The sequence below is a fragment of the Ktedonobacter robiniae genome, assembly GCF_016587375.1.
Classification (GTDB): Bacteria; Chloroflexota; Ktedonobacteria; order Ktedonobacterales; family Ktedonobacteraceae; genus Ktedonobacter; species Ktedonobacter robiniae.
In genome coordinates this window covers 1,555,770-1,575,151 of sequence record NZ_BNJG01000003.1, presented here as the reverse complement: position 1 = coordinate 1,575,151, position 19,382 = coordinate 1,555,770, and the positions used below count along the sequence as shown (strand labels likewise).

The following is a 19,382-nucleotide window of genomic DNA, read 5'->3' as shown; positions in this document are numbered from 1 at the left end:
GGTCTCCTTTTTTGGTCAGCGCAAATATGACATTTTCTCATGCAGACATACACTTGTACGGAACTAGTGGTAAGGATATGGTGGTGGGCTAGCGGAGCCAGCCCACCACCATATCCTTACCACTTTTAGATGGGGTCGCCGAAGATGGTGTAGTGCCAGCCTTTGCGTGCCTCGCCTGAGAGTTCGATCATGACGTGTTTGATCTGGGTGTACTCCTCGAAGGAGTAGAGCGACATGTCCTTGCCAATTCCGCTCTCCTTGTATCCTCCATGCGGCATCTCGGAGGCCAGGGGGAGATGGTCATTGACCCACACGGTGCCAAATTGCAGGGCCTTGCTGGCACGCATGGCTTTGTAGATGTCTTTCGTCCAGACCGAGGCTGCCAGGCCATACACCACCCCGTTCGCCTTGCGCAAGACCTCCTCCTCAGACGAGAAGCGACTCACGACCACCACGGGACCAAAGACTTCAGACTGTACAATCTCGGCGTCCTGCCGATCTTCCGCGATCACGGTTGGCTCGAAGAAGAAGCCCTTCTCAAAGCCAGGGATAGAGGCGCGTTTCCCGCCAGTCAGGATGTTCGCGCCCGCACGCAGAGCACGCTCGACATAGCCTTCAACGGCATCGCGCTGCCTGGCAGAGATGAGCGATCCCATGTCAGTGCTCTCCTGGGCTGGATCACCAACACGAATCTGCTTGACCTTGCCCAAGAAGGACTCCATAAAGCGGTCATAGATGCTTTCGTGGACATAGATGCGTGTCGCGGCGGTACAATCCTGACCGCAGTTGACATAGCCGCCGACCACTGCGCCATATGCGCTGGCCTCAATATCCGCGTCCTCATAGACGATAAAGGGGGCCTTGCCACCCAGCTCCAGGTGAACACGCTTGACCGTTTCGGCGGCGGCGCGCATGACATATTTACCGCTACGCGTGCTACCTGTGATCGAGACCATATTGACGCCTGGATGGCTCGCCAGGCTGGGAGCAACCTCAGGACCATCCGTGATGATATTGAGTACACCATCAGGGATGCCTGCCTCCAGAGCCAGTTCACCCAGCTTCAAGGCGGTGAGGGGCGTCTCCGGCGAGGGTTTGAAGACGACACTATTGCCAGCCGCCAGGGCGGGTCCAATCTTCCAGGCTAGCATCATAAAGGGGTAGTTCCAGGGCGCCACCGAGGCCACGACGCCTACCGGCTCGCGCCGGATCACGCTGGTATGTCCTCCCGAGTATTCGCTGGCGGCAACGCCCGCGAGGTGGCGAGCCGCGCCCGCGAAGAAGCGCAAGTTATCGATGGCAAAGGGAATATCACTATCGCGCGCCAGCTTGATGGGCTTACCAGTGTCAAGAGACTCAAGTCCGGCCAGTTCTCCCGCATGAGCCTCCACCAATGAGGCCAATTTCTCAAGCGTAGCGGCACGCGCACCGTGAGGCAGATTCGACCAGCGACCATCATTGAACGCTTCACGGGCAGCCGCAACCGCATGCTGCATATCCTCAAGCGAACTCTTAGGAACCTGGGCGATGACTTCACCACTGGCTGGATTGAGGTCATCAACTACCTTGCCCGTGCTGCTTTTGACAAACTGCCCATTGATCAGCATCTTGTATTCAGTCATAGCTGCTACCCTTTCAAATGACAGAAATACCTCTACGGGAGGCATCAGAGCTCCAGGGAGAATGCTAGCATGCGACTCTCTTAACATGACTGGCATGCTGGCATTGTTCCTCTCGCACCAGGCAAGAGGAATGGACTCTATCAATATTAAGCTTAATCCGCCTGAGAAGGGGCGATTCCAGGACCCTCTTCAATCGACGTTCCCTCCAGCGGCAACGTCTTCAATACCTGCGGACGCCTCACCAGCATGTAAATAAAGTAGATCAAACCAAGCGCAAACATGACCAGAGAATAGAGCCAGGGCGTCTGAAACGAGGCATCGCGGAAGATGGACAGCTCAAAGACTAGCCAGACCAGCGCCAGGATCATCACTGGCCACTCAAACGCGCCCAGGCTGAAGCCTTGCGCTTTCGGCAGTTTGCGTCTGGTGCTGATATAGAGGATGACGGTCGCCAGATAGACAATCGCAGGCAGTAGCGAGGAGGCGCTGAACAGGTTCGTCAGGGTATTGGTCTGCGTGGCGAAGATTGCCAGGACAATCTCGATCACGATGCCACACAGAATAGTAGCGGCCAGAGGAGTACTGGTATGGTTATCAACACGCTGGAAGACGCGGTAGGCTGGGAAGCGCTCATCGCGCGACATGGCCCATACCAGGCGTGTCGCGGTAATGAAAATCACCAGGCCACAGGCAAAGATCGAAAAGGTCACCAGGATCAAGAAGATATCACCAACGACCGTACCCAGAGTCTGAGTTACAATATCGGCGACCGGAGTAGCCGAACCAGCCAGGGCCTTGAGATCGCCCGAAGCCAGATTCAGAGCAATCAGGAAAAACATACCGACTATGCCGCTTAAGACCACGGCGGTCCACATCGAGAATGGAACGACTTTGTGCGCATTCTCCGTCTCTTCGGCCAGGTTAGCGGCGGCCTCAAAGCCTACGATAGTATAGGAACCTAACAAGAAGGAGAAAATAAACGGTCCGACGCTTGTCAGCGTGCCAAAGTTAAAGTAACCAGTTGCGGGGACAGCTCCCATGCTAAAGAGGTGATCTGGATGCAGACCACCACGCACCAGTCCAACGATCAACAAGAGCAAGGTCAGACCCACGATGCCAATCACTTCAGTACCAACGGCCGTGTTATTGATGCGCGTAGACCAGGTAGTAGAGAAAAGGATGAGAAGCATCTGCACCAGGACAATTGTAGCCGTCACAATCCATGCGTTGACCGGCGTCTCAGTATAGTGAAAGAGGCTCGGGAAAATCGTCTGTGCAATACCATAGTCTACCGAAACAACAACGACGATCAGATAGGTGAACGAGAGCCAACCAATAAGCCAGCCAATTTTGGGGTTCGCCAGGCGCGACATCCATTGATAGGAGTAGCCTGCGATAGGAATGCGTGAGGCCAGGGCTGCGAAGACGAGGGCGACAAACAATTGACCAACCGCGACAAAGGGCCAGGTCCAGATTCCCAAGGGACCACCCCAGTTTAAAACGCCGCCATAGGTAGAGAAGATACCAGTGGTAATGGAAATAAACGAGAAGCCAACCGCGAATGAAGCGAAGCGTTTGAGGTCGCGACGAAACTCTTGCTTATAACCGTATTTTTGCAGGTTTGCCTCGGATTGACCCGAGACGTTATCTACCAGTGACATGGTCTGTTCCTTTCGGTGTAAAGAATAGAAGATAATCAGGCCTGTCAGAAGCGCGAATATATGAAACGACGTTGTTTACTCTATGCGCTTTACCACAGGCTCCGACAACGCTGGGAGCCTGTGGTAGGGTATATACCTATACCAAGCTGGTAAGAAAACTTTTCCCTCCCTTCCCCAAGAGGTTTATTTCTGCTGCACGACTCCTTTTACCACGGCACGCAGGATCTCCAGCGAACGGGAGATAAGCGGCTCTTCAACCACCAGAGGCACCAGGATGCGTACGACATTCCCATAGAGACCAGCCTTAAGCAGCAATAATCCTTGCTCACGTGCCTGCTTTACAATCTGGTCGACAAGCTCAGGGGCTGGCTCTTTGCTCTCGCGATCGCGCACGAACTCTAGAGCAAGCATCATACCCAGGCCGCGTACATCGCCGATCTCTGTGACCTCCTGCTGCAGTGCCTGGCACTGGCTTGAAAAGCGCTCCGCCAGTTGTTGCGAGCGCCCAAGCAGATTCTCCTGCTCGAAGACATCTAGCACGGCCAGACCCGCCGCACAGGCCAGGGGATTGCCCGCGTATGTGCCACCCAGGCCACCTGGTTCGGGGGCGTCCATGATCTCGGCGCGACCAACCACAGCCGAGAGTGGGAGGCCGCCAGCCAGGCTCTTGGCCAGCACGACCAGATCAGGCTCTACGCCGCTATGCTCGATGGCGAACATCTTGCCCGTGCGCCCAAAGCCTGTCTGCACCTCGTCGGCGATCAGCAAGATACCGTGCTCCTGCGTAATGCGCCTCAGATCACGTAAGAACTCCACTGGCGCGGGCACAAAACCGCCCTCGCCAAGCACCGGCTCAATAATCACCGCCGCGATTCGCTCCGGCGTTACTTCGGTCAGCAGCATCTCCCGTAAGGCGTCTAGCGCTCGCTCGCTATTCCATCCACGATAATCGTAAGGATATGGCGCATGGTAGACTTCGGGAGCGAAGGGGCCAAAATTCTGCTTATAGGCCGTGGCCTTGCCTGTCAGGCTCATACCCATCAAGGTGCGACCGTGGAAGCTATGCGTGAAGGCGATGACTGCGGGTCGCTTTGTCGCGGCCCGCGCGATCTTGATCGCGTTTTCGACCGCCTCGGCACCCGTGGTCAAGAGAATCGTCTTTTTCGCTCCAGCCCCAGGAACCAGGGCATTCAAGCGCTCCGCCAGGCGCACATAGGACTCATACATGGCAACTTGAAAGCAGCTATGTGTCAAACGCTCTAGCTGGGCCTGCACGGCCTGGATCACTTTAGGATGACTATGACCGACATTGAGTACACCAATACCGCCCACAAAGTCGATGTACTCATTGCCGTCTATATCCCAGAGTTGGGCGCCCTGTGCGCGCGCGGCAAAAATAGGATGCGTGTTGGCCACTCCCCGTGGCACCTGGTCCCTACGGAGTTGCAACAGGGTCTCCGTACGAGATTGTTCTTTGAGCATGAGACCTCCCTCGCTCTCACAGCAGGTTTTTCTTTTAGATAGACGTATATTGAGAATATAGATGGAAATACATAGAAAAACTAGTGCTTTGAGCGATAAAGTTTAAAGCGTCTTTTTATCTTGTAAAGATAAAAGATGAACGGCAAGCTGTAACCGGAAACGCGTCTCGGGGTCCGCGAGATCGAGCCTGGTAATATCGGAGGCCCGCGACAGGCGGTATTGCAGGGTCTTAGGGTGTACCCCCATACGCTCGGCTACCATTGTAGAGTGAAAGCCTGTCTGCGCCCAAGTCAGCAAGGTTTCGCACAATACGTCGCCATTGCGCTGCTCCTTGAGCCGACCTAGAAGCATGTCAAGAAAAGCCTGCTTCGCGTCCTGGTCCCCCACCAGGACGCGGGGCAGAAGCAGTGTCTCATAGTAGCAGAACTTTTCGGCCGGTATATACGGCAGCAGGGAAAGTACCTCGCGATAACTACGCCGCACCCCCTCAATTCCAGCATAAGGCAGGCCAAAAGCCAGCGAGATTCCCTTCCCTTTTAAGACATCCCAGATGCGCTGACCAGCATAGCGCTCCGGCAGGAGGAAAATAATCTGGTTGGGCGTGACAGTCAGGAGGGGAGCGGTATCGAGAATGCGTAGGCGCTGCCTGAGTTGTACGACCAGCCGCTCGCGCCTGAGAAAGCCTTCGCGCGATAACGGGGTCGACTCATCCAGCACGACCAGGCCAACCCGGTACTTGCTATCGGGCGAGAAACCTAACAGTTGGGCTCGCTCAAGTGCCTGAGGGGTTGCTTCAAAGCGACCCTCCAGCAGAGAGTCCAGGAAGGTATAGCCAAAGCGCGTCTCCAGCGAGACCAGTTCGCGTTGATGGGTAATATGCAGGGCCGCTACCATAGCCGCATGTTCCGCTGCCCGTACATCAAGCTCGCTCAGCTCCTGCTCGCCCTCGGTGATCCAGACAAAGCCCACTAGTTCGCCTTTGGGGCGAATGGGACAGATAATACAAGAGACCAGGCCAACCTCTGGAGCGGCAGGGATAGGGAGCGATTCATTGCGCGTGCGCAGCTTCTGGAGATACCCCTGCTTCTCCAGATAGCCTATATACCCAGGCAGGCTCTGTTCAAGCGCGGGCAGAGTCTTCACAACACCCGGCTCTTGCGACTCATAAGCGGCAGTCGCCAGAACACAGGCGCTTTCATCCACGAAGGCAATCGTACGTTGAATCAGGCTGCTGAGCGTCCTGGCGAGATCCTGTAAACTGCCCGCCTGGAGCGCGGCGCGTGTAAGAGCGCGATGAATAGCTTCAGAGTGTTCTATAACCCGGTACTGTTCGGCGAGGATAGCGCGATGTACATCTTCCGTAATGCGCGCGAAGGGGATATCCCAGGGAATTTCGAGGAGGGGCAATTGGGCCGCGTCGGCCTCCTCACGCGCCGCCTCGGAGAAGTGCTCAAAGAAATGAGGGACCGCCAGGCAGACACCGGCAAGGCCATGCTCAGCAAGCGCGCGTACAATAGCTCGCTCATCCGCTTCTTCCCGTGGCCAGGCATAGCCCGTAGTCAGCAGCAACTGTCCCGGGCGCACCCAGGGCAGAAAATCTGGCAAATCGGTAATATGCACCCAGCGCACATCGCGTTCCAACCCGCTTTCACCTGCTACGACACGGGTACCTTCCAGCACAGGCAGTGAGAGGACATCAACAAGTTTCACAGGCTCAGCCTCCTCTTGAAGCCACTCTGCTACGGATGTAGGGGAACTGCTTTCATTATGCCATGCGACTCCTCAATATACAATGCCTTCGCGCCTGCGGTGCTCAGGGGTAAGGTGCGTGCGTGGGAAAACGGGCATTGCTCGTTTTCCCACGCACGCACCTTACCCGAGGCCCGTGTAGCAAGCCGTATGAAGGGCGATTAGTGCTCACAACAGTGATCATGGCTGCTGGTGGGCGGGGGCACGTCCAACGAGGGGTTGCGATCAAAGAAGCCGACCGGCTTGAGCATAAAGCCAATGTAGGTCGCGGGCATCACGGGCCAGTCCTCGGGGCGTGCTACATGGTGCGCATTCATAATATACCAGAGAACCACATCCGTATTCTCCAGGGAGCGATTGGCCTGGGTCCAGGCTGGCAGACCCTCGCCACCCGCGTGCTGGTTAGGATAATCGCCCGCGGGATAGAGTTCCTTTTCATGGTATGGCGTGACCCAGAGATTTTTCTTGATAAAGCCAGCACGCTTCATGATGCTTGACTCTGGATGCAGGAAAGGCAGAGCATTATCGCCCGGCATCAGCTTATAGGCCACGGATTCACCCAGGCGATTCTGCACATTGGGGTTGGCGACCTTCCAGTAGCGTGCGGAGAAAGGGTCAATCGTCTGCTGAGCTTCGATCTCGGTCGCCAGCAGAGTCGACTTGGCGAAGAAGGCGTTCCCATAGGGGTTCTCTGGTCCCAGTGGCTCGGCCTCGGTATGGACCTCGTACACCGAGTTGTTAATGCCATCGATCATCATATCCATACGGAGACAGAAGATATGCTGGTGAATAGGAGCATTGACCTGGGGCGCAACCAGTTGACCATACTTTGGCTTCACACCAGGAAGGACTGCACCCGTGCTCACGATACCAGTCAATTTGGCCTCGAACTCGATATTGCCATCTTGATAGAGATACCAGAAGAAGCCATACTCATAGTTATCAATGGTAGCGATAAAGGAGATGGCCAGGCGGCGCGAGCGACGCACCTCGGTCCGATCCACGCGCCAATCGGCATGCTTCCACAGGATACCGAAATCTTCTTCATGCATACAAATAGCGTTGGGCAAGCGTACAGGATTGCCAAAACCGTCTGTAACGAGCGCGTCAAAATAGTGGATATAGCCCAGGCAGTCGCAGCCCAGTTCAAGCGCATTAGCCAGGATACCCACACCATATTCGCCGACATCAAAGGCTGTCTTGCGATAATGGCTGACGCCTGGATCACCATAGGGTACAACCATTTCAGCCAGGGATGCCCGGTACATGATAGGGCGTACCCGGCCCTGGTCCTCGTAGCCCAGCGTATGTAGCACCAGCCCTTCACGCGTGGTAAAGCCAATGCGGAAGCGCCACTTTTGCCAGCGTACCTCGTGTCCATGCACGCTAAAGCTCGGCCCCTCGGGCTGGGTAATCTGAATAGGCTTTAGATCGGTACGCATCTCTCCCACAGCCTCAGGCGTATACTCACCCGCCTCGGGCGGCACGGGAACAATGCCGTGGTCTTCGACTCGGATAACCACCATCTGGTTAACATCGATAAAGGCGATAATGCCTTCAATGGGACGGGCATAGCCATTATCCGTAGGATTGTGGCGCAAATACGCCAGAGAGCGCAGGATACGCCGTGTCCGCTCCTCCTCGTGGCCATAGTTGCCCACGGTCCAGGTATCGACCATCACCAGGCCCAGGTCGGTAATGCCACGCCTGCGCAGGGCCTCTTGAAACTCGGGATGCGCCTTGAGCACCTTCTCGCACTCCACGACCTCTTCAAAGAGCACCGCTGGCTGGACGCCGGGGATATGCTTCCAGCTCTTCACGCGCTTCTCCGTCACCGAGACCACGGCCTCATAGGTTGCCCCAGATGCTTTATCGAGTAGCACTATAAACGCCTCACGCGCGATCTCGTCGCCCTCCTTAAAGTTCAGGACAATCTCTTTGGCTGGCTCATGCAGGTTCACCGAGACGAAACGCACATCCTCACTGAGTTGCTGCTCAGCACGCACTATGTCGACTGCGACAGTAATCTCTTCAAGAGTAAGCGACTCCAGAGGATGCAAGATTATCTCAGATGGAGAAAGGGCATCAGTGGCCTGGTGAATATCTGTCATAAGGACTTCCACCTCTTCTTTAATTAGTGAATCAAATATGGGGCTTCTACTAATATAGATGGAAATCAAAGATAAAGCCATAGATAGCATAGGTAAATTTAACGTCACTTCCTTATCTAAAAGAGATAAAAAAGTGGCGCTCTTTGCTTCTATTCCGCTCTAAAGCTATGCTCTTTGCAGGATTTTCTGAGTGTGGTCAGCAACCTTTTGGATTACATGCCCAAAACCTGGCACATTCGCAAGTATATATTTCATACTTTTCTTGTATACTCTCTTTCAAGCTGAAAGCTCTGACTATCCCCCTCAGCAAACAATCACCTTTACCCTGCTCAAAGTATATAACATTACAATATATCGTATTGATAAGTGATGAGGTGTCTGATCTGGCTGTGGCATTCGCCACAGCCAGATCAGACACCTCATCACTTATTATCCTGAGCGCCGCAGGCACGAGGGAGAAGTTTCCCCTCTGGACGAAGCGCGTTCATGCTGCTATGCTAGGCGGCATGAACGCGTCAATCTTCTTTCAGGGCGGAACGCTAGTGCTGCGACATGTAGAGCCTAACGCATCCATTCCCCCGCCATTTCAATTCATTAAAGGCCAGTGGCGCTGCGAAGCGTATCACTATCCCACCATCCGCCCGTGGCTACAGGAGCACCAGGTGCGCGATGACGTTCCTCGCTGGAAACGCCTGGCACTCAACCTGCATGAGACACGAGAGCCACATGACTACCAGCTAGCCGCTCTGGAGGCCTGGAAGCAACATGAACGACGCGGCAGCATCGTCCTACCCACGGGCGCGGGCAAGACCTTCCTGGCAATCCACGCCATCTATGAGGTCAAGGCTTCGACGGTCATTATTGTGCCTACCATCTCCCTGGTTCACCAGTGGTATGCGCGCCTCGTCAACGCCTTCCAGACAGAAATCGGCGTCTACTACAGCGGCGAAAAGTTGCTCCAGCCGATTACCGTCACCACCTATCACTCCGCAGGGGACCTGATCGCTGCATCTGGAAATACCTTTCGCTTACTTATTTTTGACGAGGTGCATCACCTGCCCGCGCGTACCTGGGGCGAGGCCGCCTTGATGACGCCAGCCCCCTACCGCCTGGGCTTGACTGCAACGTATCCCGAAGAAGAAGAGCAGACCAATGGCCGCTGGCGTGTCGATGAGCTACTTGGCCCTACCATCTATAATCTTCCCCTGCGCGACCTGGTGGGGCAACAATTGGCCGACTACCGAACGGAGCGCATTCGCGTCAACCTGACAGAGCAAGAGCGTGTGGACTATGACGCGGCCTATGCCACCTATACTGGCTTTATTCGCGAGCGCCGCTTACGTCGCAGCCATGGTCCCCACTGGTTGCGTGAACTGATGCGCCTCTCGGCCTTTGATACCCAGGCGCGCCAGGCACTACTGGCACGTCAACGCTTACTTGAGATCACCTGGAACTGCGAGGGTAAATTTGTCGTGCTTGATGAGTTGCTACGAGAACACGCGGGCGAGCGCATCCTGATCTTTACCGAGAGCAATGCCGTAGCTTATATGATCTCGCAGCAATGGCTCATCCCTGTTATCTCGCATGAAACCGGAGTCGCCGAGCGCAAACATATTCTGGACGCCTTTCAGGAAGGAACCTACCAGGTACTTGTTACCAGCAAAGTCCTGAATGAAGGCATTGATGTACCTGCGGCCAAAATCGCCATTGTACTGGGCGGCGGATCGAATAAGCGCGAGTACATCCAACGCCTGGGGAGAATTCTGCGCAAGCAAGAGGAGCGGGAAGCCGTACTTTTTGAGGTGCTTGTGCGTAAGACGATTGAGGAGGGCAAGGCCCAGCGTCGTCATGTGCGGAAGGGAGATTAAGCATGCTCACCAGTGAGCTGATCCGGCCTCGCCTGCGCCACTCCGAGACCACACTCTCGGTCGAGATGGTCGATCCAGAAGATCCCAAACTGCAACAGACGGCGCAAGAGCTAATCGATATCCTACACAAACATGTGGGCTGCACACAGGAGGCCCTGGAGAAGGCCTTCGCTCTTTATGAGGGCGCACGGGTTGACTATGTCTTCCTGCGTGGCCTGGCCAAGGTGCTTATGGATGGCGCGACCTTTACTCCACGCGCGACTCCCCTGCCACCCGCAAGCATTCGCGAGCAGGCCTTCGCCTATGGCCCCGTCTTCAAACAACCCGATGTCTTCAGCCCCCGCAACCGCGAACAGGTACTTACAGAACTGGCGCAAACGCTCGCCATTGAACCAGGGCAGTTCGATTCTATGCTCTTCGCCGACCGCAATGCCTTCTATCTACTCACCGATGCTGGGCCTGCCTGGACACCTGCCAGCCTCCTCGCACGCTATAATCTTGAGCTGGCGCGCGGCGTCCTCTACTGGGCCTCGCACATTACCATCGAGGCCTTTAGCAACTACAAAGACTTATGGCATTTTATCAAGTTTTTCCAGCTCATGTTCTGGGCCGAGGCACTGCCCGAGGGGGGATACCGCATTGAGCTGGATGGGCCGATCTCGCCCTTTGTCGCTTCGACGCTACGCTACGGGCGGCAGATGGCCGCCTTCCTACCCGCGCTCCTCTTATGCGACCAATGGCGCCTACGTGCCTCTGTCCACCCGCCACAGGCACGCCAGGAGCTGCGTTACCACCTGGACTACACCTCTGAGCTCCGCTCACATTTCAAAGCCTCCGGCCCCTTTGATAGCCGCCTGGAGGCCGACTTCGCCCACGACTTTGAGCAAAAAATCGGCCAGAAACGCAAGCACTGGCGTCTTGAGCGCGAGAGCGAGGTACTGCTCCTGGGCGATACTGTGATGATACCCGACTTCACCTTTATTGACGAGCAGGATGAGACGCGCCGCATCCTTGTGGAGTTGGTTGGCTTCTGGCACCCCACCTACCTGCGGCGCAAAATCGAGAAGGTAAAAGCTGCACAGTGCAAGCACCTGCTCTTACTGGTCTATAAGGGTCTGAACGTCACCGAAGAGGACTTTCAGGAAACGGAGAGCGAGGTCCTCTTCTTCCAGCAGAAGCCCGTACTCAAAGACGTCATGGAGCTGGTCGAGGCCATGGCAGAGCGCGTGTATGGTCCTCGACCAGCGCAAACACGTAAACGTAAACGTAAGTAGAATCGCTACTCTACGACTAGCACAACCTTGCCCTTCACCTTACGCTCCATCATATCTCGTAGTGCCTCGGGGGCGCGCTCAAGTGGATACTTTGCCGAGATCAGGGGCTTGACCTTGCCAGCTTGCAACCAGGCAAAGAGTTCGCTTAAATACTCCTGGTTGCGCTGCGGCTCGCGGGCTGTGAACGAACCCCAGAAGACCCCAACAATCGAGCAGCCTTTGAGAAGCGTGAGATTGAGTGGGATGCGTGGAATCTCGCCCGTGGTAAAGCCCACGACCAGGTAGCGCCCGCCCCAGGCCATGCCACGCAGCGCGGGTTCCGCGTAAGCCCCACCCACCGGATCGTAGACCACGTCCACGCCCTCGCCATTCGTCAGGGTTTTGATACGCTCACGCAGGTCCTCGCTGGTATAGTTAATGACCTCGTCCGCGCCATATTGCCTGCATATTTCCAGTTTGTCCGCACTGGAGGCGGCGGCGATGACGCGCGCTCCCATGGCTTTTCCAAGCTCTACCGCAGCCAGGCCCACGCCTCCCGCAGCTCCCAGCACAAGCAGGGTCTCGCCTGGCTGAAGCTGCGCTCGCCCTTTGAGGGCGTAATGCGAGGTGCCATACGCGAGCACAAAAGAGGCCGCCAGGGGAAAATCTACTTGCGGCGGCATGGGAATAAGCTGCGAGGCCTCAGCCACAACCTCCTCGGCGAAGCCACCATGCCCCGTGAAGACGATAACCGGGTCGCCTACCTTCACTGACGCTACGCCCGGTCCAACCTCTTTCACAATACCCGCGATCTCGCTACCCGGTGAAAATGGCAGGGGTGGCTTGAACTGATACTTCCCTTGAATGATTAGGGTATCAGGGAAATTCACGCCACACGCCTTGACTGAGACGACGACCTGGCCCGCGCCCGCCTGCAACGGCTCAAGCTCCTCAACGACCAGGCTTTCAGGCGGGCCATATGCCTTACATATAACGGCCTTCATAAACATACTCCTTCTCAACATCGAGAAATAAGCATCTACCTTTATCTATTGGCATTGTACCATGAGGCTAGATTTATCACCGCTTGCCACATACGTATGCTCCTGATATGATACGAACCAAAATGAAAGGTTTCAAGCGGCATGGACAGTCATCAAACCTCGTCACATACAAGAATTTTGTTAACTGGTGCTGCCGGGAAGATTGGCTCAGCCTTTTTCGCTGCCACCTCCTCGCGGTATATGTTTCGCCTGGCAGATAAAGCACCGCTTACTCTGCCCGAAGAACTGGTAAAGGAGCACGAAGTCATCACGCTGGATATCGCCGATCCCCTGGCATGCCAGGAGGCATGCCGCGATATCGATATCGTGGTACACCTGGCGGCTGACCCTAGTCCCGAGGCTGATTTTTACTCGTCACTCCTCCCCAACAATATCCAGGGCGTCTACAACATCTTTCGTGCCGCTAAAGACCAGGGATGCCAGCGCGTGGTTTTAGCCAGCAGCGTGCATGTTTTCTCAGGCTATGCGGAGGATATACAGGGGCACATCGAGACTCCTGTCCGGCCTGGCAATATGTATGGGGTAAGCAAATGCTTTGGTGAGGCTGTGGCCACCTATTTCGCGCATAGTGAGGGCCTCTCAAGTATCGCAATCCGTATTGGCGCTTATACGAGAAACGGCGTTGTTCCTGAGTGGATGCATAAATACCCAGATCCACGTGGGTTGAGCGTATTTCTTAGTGAACGTGACTTTAACCAGCTCCTCAGTGGTTGCATTGAGACTCCCAATATCCCCTTTGCCATCGTTCACGGTATCTCCGATAACCACCTGAAACGCCTGAATATCAACAGCACTCGCGAACTCGTCGGCTACGCTCCCCAGGATGACGCCTTTGACCTCTTTGAAGAGATCCTCCAGGCCTGGTTACAGAATAAGTGAAACCACAAGCAAAAAGCGGTGCTTGCTCACATAGCATATGTGGCTATATGGGCAAGCACCGCCGCTCAGGAGGCTGGTTGTGACGATAGGCAGCTTATAAAACCGTATTAGCACGCCAGGCTTCAAGCAGTGCACTGTACCAGAGGCCACTATCCTTGATAATCCGGCGCTGCGTCTGGTAGTCGACATAGACAATGCCAAAACGCTTGGCATAGCCCTCAGCCCACTCAAAATTGTCCATCAGGGACCAGACGAAATAGCCGCGCACGGGCGCTCCCTGCTCAAGCGCGCTAGCAAGCGCGCCAATATACTCCTGCATGTAGGCAACGCGCCGGGGATCATGTACCTGGTCGCCGCCATCCCAACTATCCTTAAAGGCCGCGCCATTCTCCATGATATACAGGGCCTGCATGCCATACTCGCGGTGCAGGCGGATCAGCAGGTCAGTCAGGGCCTGGGGATAGATCTCCCAGCCCATCTCGGTATAGCAGGCTCCAGGAACGGGTCCTACCTTAATCGACTCATCAGCGCGCGCGGGCGTGGTCCCCCCACGCACGACATCGCGCGTGTAGTTGTTCACGCCCAGGAAGTCTATAGGTGCTCCGATGAGTTCTAGATCTCCGGCCTGGACAGGGGGGGGCTCAACTTCCAGGGCCGCAAAGAGGCCACCAGGATACTGCCCCCGGGCAAGCGGCTCGATAAACCAGCGATTGACGAAGAGGTCCGCGCGCTCGGCATCGCGCAGCGTCTCAGCACGCTCATCGGCAGGATAAATGGGGGTGAAATTGAGTGAAATGCCTACTGACGCGTTGGGCGCGCTATTAGCGCGCAGGCGCGGCAGGGCCAGGCCATGCGCCAGCAGGAGATGATGGCCGGCATCTATGGCCTGTTGCAGGTCCTGCTCCCCTGGCGCGTGAATGCCGATACCATAGCCTAGATAGGCCGAGCACCACGGCTCGTTGAGGGTCATCCAGCCAGCCACGCGGTCTCCCAGGCGTCGGGCGACGATCTCAGCGTAATCGGCATAGGCGTAGGCCGTATCGCGATTCGTCCAGCCCCCTTCCTGGTGTAGCGCCAGGGGCAGGTCCCAGTGATAGAGCGTGGCGAAAGGGGTAATGCCCTTGGTAAGCAATGTATCTACCAGGCGATCATAAAAATCCAACCCGGCGGCATTGACGGCGCCTCGCCCCTGGGGAATAATACGCGGCCAGGCGATAGAGAAACGATAGCCGCCCAGGCCCAATCGCGACATTAGTTCTACATCTTCTTGCATCAGGTGATAGTGGTTATTCGCGATAGCACCATTATCACCTTGATGCACCTTGCCCGGGATAGCCGCGAACATATCCCAGATGGAGGGTTCGCGTCCATCTTCCTGGGTCGCGCCTTCAATCTGATAGGCCGCCGTCGCCGCACCCCAGACAAAGTTCTTTGGAAAGGCCCTTGCTAAGGCCAGGTCGGCGGATGATAACGTCTGGATCTGTTCTGTGCTACTCATGTATGCTCCTGTCTCTCCATGTGTGGGCATAGGGGTTCAATGCTACACATGGATAGAGTATTTAAGCGACAACCTTCATCCTCTTTGTGAGCCTCAACAACTTGCGCAGACCGCGTTCTGTACGCAACGCTGGATTCGCGAACTCGTCGATCCCAAAGTTGATAAAGGCCAGACCCGCACATAGTACAGCGACACAGAGACCCGGTGGCACAAATTGCCACCAGCCACCAGAGAGCAGCGCATTCTCAGACTGTGCCCAATACAGAATTACACCCCAGGTGGGAGTCGTGGCATCGCCCAGACCCAGGAACTCCAACGCGACCTCTGTCAGAGCAGCATAAATGAAGGTGCCCACAAAGCCGGATGAGACAATGGCGATCTCATTAGGCAGGATTTCGGAGAAGATGATCCGCCAGGGTCTCTCGCCCATGAGTCGGGAGGCACCCACGAACTCGCGCTGGCTGATCGAGAGAGTCTGCGCGCGCAGGACACGCGCCCCCCAGGGCCAGCTCGTCAACAGGAGCACCGCAATGATCGTCCATGTTCCCTTCACGGCAAAGGCCGCGATAACAATAGCCAGGGGCAGCCCTGGCAACACCAGGAAAATGTTGGTCAGGAAGGAGAGCACATCATCGACCCAGCCGCCAAAGTAGCCTGCGGTCAAGCCTATTACCATAGAGAGCAAGGTTGAGCCAATCGCCGCAACAAAACTGATCAACAGCGAGGAGCGCGTACCATAAGCCAGTTGTGCGAAGATATCTTCACCGCGTGGCGTTGTACCCAGCCAATGTTTAGCTGAAGGACCTTGAAACAGATCATTTGAAAGCCCGGTCGGATTATAATGGGCAAGGAAGGGACCGACCAGGCCTAACAAGACAAAGAAGCCCAGAATACAGAAACCAGTCGTCATACGTGGATTGACAGTCACAACCGAGACGAACGTCTTCCAGAGGCTCTGCTTCTTCGCGGGCACAATCACGGTTTCGGGACTCGCTGTTGTTAAAATGCCTGGCGCAACAGGTTCATTGAGCACGCCCTGTGTATTGGGCGGCGTTCCTCGATCTATCCCCATCAGTTAGCCCCTCTCATTCCGCACGCGTGGATCTAGAAGCATATATACGATCTCAGATATGAAGTTTGCCGCCAGCATCGCAAGCGCGATAAACAGGAAGATGCCCTGGATAAGGCTATAATCGAGATGATGGATGGCATTAAAGAGGTCGAAGCCAACCCCCGGATATGAGAAGACCATCTCCGTAAGCAAGGAGCCACCCACAACATAACCCAGCGACATACTAAAACCGGTGATACTGGGGAGAATGGCGTTACGCGAGGCATAGGCCATCATGACGCGACGGTCAGAGAGTCCTTTGGCACGCGCCATGTGCACATAATCTTCCGAAAGCGTGGTAATCATTGAGTTACGCATACTCAGCATCCAGCCCGCGATAGAACTAATGACAATCGTGACGGCGGGTAAGATTGCATGTTGAATCACACCAGCAATAAAGACCGGATCCCAACTAGGACCAATATCGCTCGTCGTATCATAGCCCGAGTCAAGCGGGAAAAAGCTGTTGCGGAAGGCAAGCAGGTAGATTAGTCCAAGCGCCAGCCAGAAATAAGGAATAGCGGAGAAAAAGGTCAATAAAGGGGCGGCAACGGTATCAAGCAAGGACCCACGACGCCAGGAGACAAGCACACCTAGAAGTGTGCCCAGAATAAAACTAATCACAGATGCCGTACCAACCAGGCCCAGCGTCCATGGGATATCGGAGGCAATCACCGAGAGCACGGGCGAGGGAAAATGCGAGATCGAGACGCCCATTTTCCCCTGAAGCAGGTTTGTTAGATACTGGAAATACTGAACAGGCAAAGGCGCATCACTTAAACCAAACTGGACGCGCAACGCCTGGAGCGTGGCCTCGGTAATATTTCCTTGCCCACGCAAGTTCGCGACGTATGCCTGGATCGGATCGCCTGGCATCAACCTGGGCAGGATAAAATTAATCGTAACCGAGGCCCACAATGCGGCCACATAGAAGATTACGCGGCGGAGCAAATGACGCATTGGGGGGTTCCCTTTTCTAGTCCATGCAAGCATGGACCCTACGTGTTCTAGTCAGCATGGACTCTACAAGTTCAGTCACCAACAAGGACCATACATACCTCGTAGGGTCCATGCTTGCATGGACTGCAAACCGGACCCTACAGGTTGTACTACCTAGCTATTTGCTGGCGACAGATGGAGAACGATGTTCTCGTTGTCGGGTGCATCGAACGGCGAGCCATACGCGTATGGGTTGTTCTGGTCGGGCCAACCCACGGCGGTCTTCGTCGTATACTCGAACCAGCCAACGTTGTAGTCCAGCGGGATAACCGGCAACTGATCAACCATAATCTTCTCGATGCCCTGAATGGCCTGTTTCTGCGCATTCGGGTCGGCCGAAGCCAGGTACTGATTCAGCAGTTTGTCGGTGGCGGAATCCTGCCAGTGCTCCCAGTTGGTCGAGCCACCAGCAATCACCTTGCCATTACCCCAGGTCTTGTCGCTGCGCAGCAGGTCGACAAAGGTGAAGTACGGAGATGGACCCTTATCCGTCCAGGAGATAGCGGCATCATAGTCGCCTTTGTTCAGAGCTGCCGTGTAGACATCGGGTGTAGCCAGGGAATTGGGCTTCGCGTCAATACCAATCGCCTTCAGGTTATCTGAGATAACCGCGAGCGTGGCCTCCCAGTCAGCCCAGCCGCTAGGCACAATCATCTGGAAGGAGATTTTCTTGCCATTCTTCTGATAGATGCCATCGCTTCCCTTGGTGTAGCCAGCCTCTTTTAACAGAGACTCAGCCTGGGCGGCGTCAGGCGAGAACTTCGCGTTCTGATAATCAGAAGAGAGGAAGGCCTTGTGAGAGGGCAACACAGCCGTCGGGTTGGCGGGATCGGCATAGAGTGCGGCCTTCGCATGAATGTCATCACGGTTGATCGCAAGGCTGATGGCCTGACGAACCTTGAGATCGTTAAAGGGAGCGCGTGTCAGGTTCAGGTACAACATGACGGTGTTGTTGCCAGGGAACCAGTGATGATAGTGCTGAGGGTCAACCTGGGTAAAGCTGGCATCATACTTGGGATCCCAGCCCACACCGGCCCAGTCAATCTCACCCTTAGAGATCTTCAACTGCGCAGCCGTATTATCGCTCGTGGCGAGATAGCGCAGTTGGTCAATCTTTGGCAAGCCCGACTGCCAATAGCTGGTATTCTTCTGCAAGGTATAAGCCTGTGGGCCAAAGGACTTCAGAGTGTAGGGGCCGGTACCAACTGGCTTATCATTGGTATATGTTGCCGGGTCAGACACCGAGGACCAGGTATGCTTAGGAACGATGTAAAGCTGGGAGAAGTTCCAGAGTGCAATGGAGTTGGGGCTCTTGAAATCAACCTTGATGGTGTTAGAGTCAGGGTTTGTGACATCTTTAATAATGTTCGTCCAGAGACCCTGTTGATCAAGAGCGGGATACTGCTTCAAGAGATTGAGCGTGAAGATGACATCATCCGCGGAAAATGCCTGGCCATCATTCCACTTGACACCATTACGAATCGTGAAGGTCACACTACTGGCGTCGTCAGCGAGCTTGTGATCAGACGCAAGCATGTCGGTGACGCCGCCATCATAGCGATTCATGTAGATGAGCGTCTCGTAGATCATGCCCTGCGCGCCATACATCGCGCCATTACTAGGGTCGATAAATGGATTGAAGTTACTGGCCTTAAAGTTTCCATTGGGCGAGGCCAGAACATTCAGGGTCGTCGTCTTCGAGCCTGAATTGCTGGTGTTGTCACCACCACATGCTGAGAGCAGCGTGGCAAAGATAGCGACCAGCGAGAACAGGACCATCCTGCCTTTGCCGTGGCCCCCTTTACGAAGGCTTCGCGACAATACATTGGGAGTCATACAACCTCCTCAGTCAAAAATATCAACATTGATTTGGTAAGAGAATCTCTGCTGCGATGAATTTGTAGCCATAGTGTATCTGGAGACCAGCCAGTAAGGCAGGCAACAAAAGTAGTATTTGTGGGTTTATTTTTTTAAGTAGGTGTAGTGGCATGGACTACGGGCAAGCCCATAGTCCATGCCACTACACCTACTTAAAATATGCTTAACCCCTGTTGAGAAGCGGGAAATAATGTAACTAGACATATT

13 protein-coding genes are annotated in these 19,382 nt (G+C 55.1%); 3 read left to right on the top strand and 10 right to left on the bottom strand.

Annotated features, from left to right (window positions below; translation table 11 throughout):
• Nucleotides 1-125 precede the first annotated feature (125 nt).
• The 5 genes from JMJ04_RS39345 to JMJ04_RS39325 form a co-directional block, all read right to left on the bottom strand.
• A complete protein-coding gene (locus JMJ04_RS39345; RefSeq protein WP_201375818.1) occupies nt 126-1,622 on the bottom strand; it encodes a gamma-aminobutyraldehyde dehydrogenase in 1,497 nt (498 codons plus the stop codon).
• Between the two features lie 152 nt (nt 1,623-1,774).
• Nucleotides 1,775-3,283 (bottom strand): amino acid permease, encoded by a 1,509-nt coding sequence (locus tag JMJ04_RS39340; protein ID WP_201375817.1) that lies wholly within the window; start codon nt 3,281-3,283, stop codon nt 1,775-1,777.
• A gap of 183 nt (nt 3,284-3,466) precedes the next feature.
• Nucleotides 3,467-4,765, bottom strand: a complete 1,299-nt coding sequence (gene gabT / locus JMJ04_RS39335) for a 4-aminobutyrate--2-oxoglutarate transaminase (protein ID WP_201375816.1) — start codon at nt 4,763-4,765, stop codon at nt 3,467-3,469.
• A gap of 102 nt (nt 4,766-4,867) precedes the next feature.
• A complete protein-coding gene (locus JMJ04_RS39330) occupies nt 4,868-6,475 on the bottom strand; it encodes a PucR family transcriptional regulator (protein ID WP_201375815.1) in 1,608 nt (535 codons plus the stop codon).
• A 200-nt stretch (nt 6,476-6,675) separates the two neighbouring features.
• Complete coding sequence (locus tag JMJ04_RS39325; protein WP_201375814.1) at nt 6,676-8,625, bottom strand: primary-amine oxidase; 1,950 nt, start codon at nt 8,623-8,625, stop codon at nt 6,676-6,678.
• Between the two features lie 389 nt (nt 8,626-9,014).
• Between JMJ04_RS39325 and JMJ04_RS39320 the strand changes: the two genes are divergently transcribed.
• Both JMJ04_RS39320 and JMJ04_RS39315 read left to right on the top strand, forming a co-directional pair.
• Nucleotides 9,015-10,493: a DEAD/DEAH box helicase gene (locus JMJ04_RS39320; protein WP_201375813.1), complete on the top strand. Its 1,479-nt coding sequence runs from the start codon at nt 9,015-9,017 to the stop codon at nt 10,491-10,493.
• 2 nt (nt 10,494-10,495) lie between these two features.
• Complete coding sequence (locus JMJ04_RS39315; RefSeq protein ID WP_201375812.1) at nt 10,496-11,767, top strand: DUF790 family protein; 1,272 nt, start codon at nt 10,496-10,498, stop codon at nt 11,765-11,767.
• A 5-nt stretch (nt 11,768-11,772) separates the two neighbouring features.
• Here JMJ04_RS39315 and JMJ04_RS39310 read toward each other — a convergent pair whose 3' ends face one another.
• Nucleotides 11,773-12,750 (bottom strand): NADPH:quinone oxidoreductase family protein, encoded by a 978-nt coding sequence (locus JMJ04_RS39310; RefSeq protein ID WP_201375811.1) that lies wholly within the window; start codon nt 12,748-12,750, stop codon nt 11,773-11,775.
• Nucleotides 12,751-12,891: 141 nt separating this feature from the next.
• Between JMJ04_RS39310 and JMJ04_RS39305 the strand changes: the two genes are divergently transcribed.
• Nucleotides 12,892-13,689, top strand: a complete 798-nt coding sequence (locus JMJ04_RS39305) for an NAD-dependent epimerase/dehydratase family protein (protein ID WP_201375810.1) — start codon at nt 12,892-12,894, stop codon at nt 13,687-13,689.
• A 94-nt stretch (nt 13,690-13,783) separates the two neighbouring features.
• Here JMJ04_RS39305 and JMJ04_RS39300 read toward each other — a convergent pair whose 3' ends face one another.
• From JMJ04_RS39300 to JMJ04_RS39285, 4 genes are all read right to left on the bottom strand, one after another.
• Nucleotides 13,784-15,187: a GH1 family beta-glucosidase gene (locus JMJ04_RS39300; RefSeq protein ID WP_201375809.1), complete on the bottom strand. Its 1,404-nt coding sequence runs from the start codon at nt 15,185-15,187 to the stop codon at nt 13,784-13,786.
• 61 nt (nt 15,188-15,248) lie between these two features.
• A complete protein-coding gene (locus tag JMJ04_RS39295; protein WP_201375808.1) occupies nt 15,249-16,259 on the bottom strand; it encodes an ABC transporter permease in 1,011 nt (336 codons plus the stop codon).
• A gap of 3 nt (nt 16,260-16,262) precedes the next feature.
• Entirely contained in the window at nt 16,263-17,258 is a 996-nt protein-coding gene (locus tag JMJ04_RS39290; RefSeq protein WP_201375807.1) for an ABC transporter permease, read from the bottom strand.
• 153 nt (nt 17,259-17,411) lie between these two features.
• The gene (locus JMJ04_RS39285) at nt 17,412-19,133 is read right to left on the bottom strand and encodes an ABC transporter substrate-binding protein (protein ID WP_201375806.1); all 1,722 of its coding nucleotides are present in this window, start codon (nt 19,131-19,133) and stop codon (nt 17,412-17,414) included.
• Nucleotides 19,134-19,382: the final 249 nt, after the last annotated feature.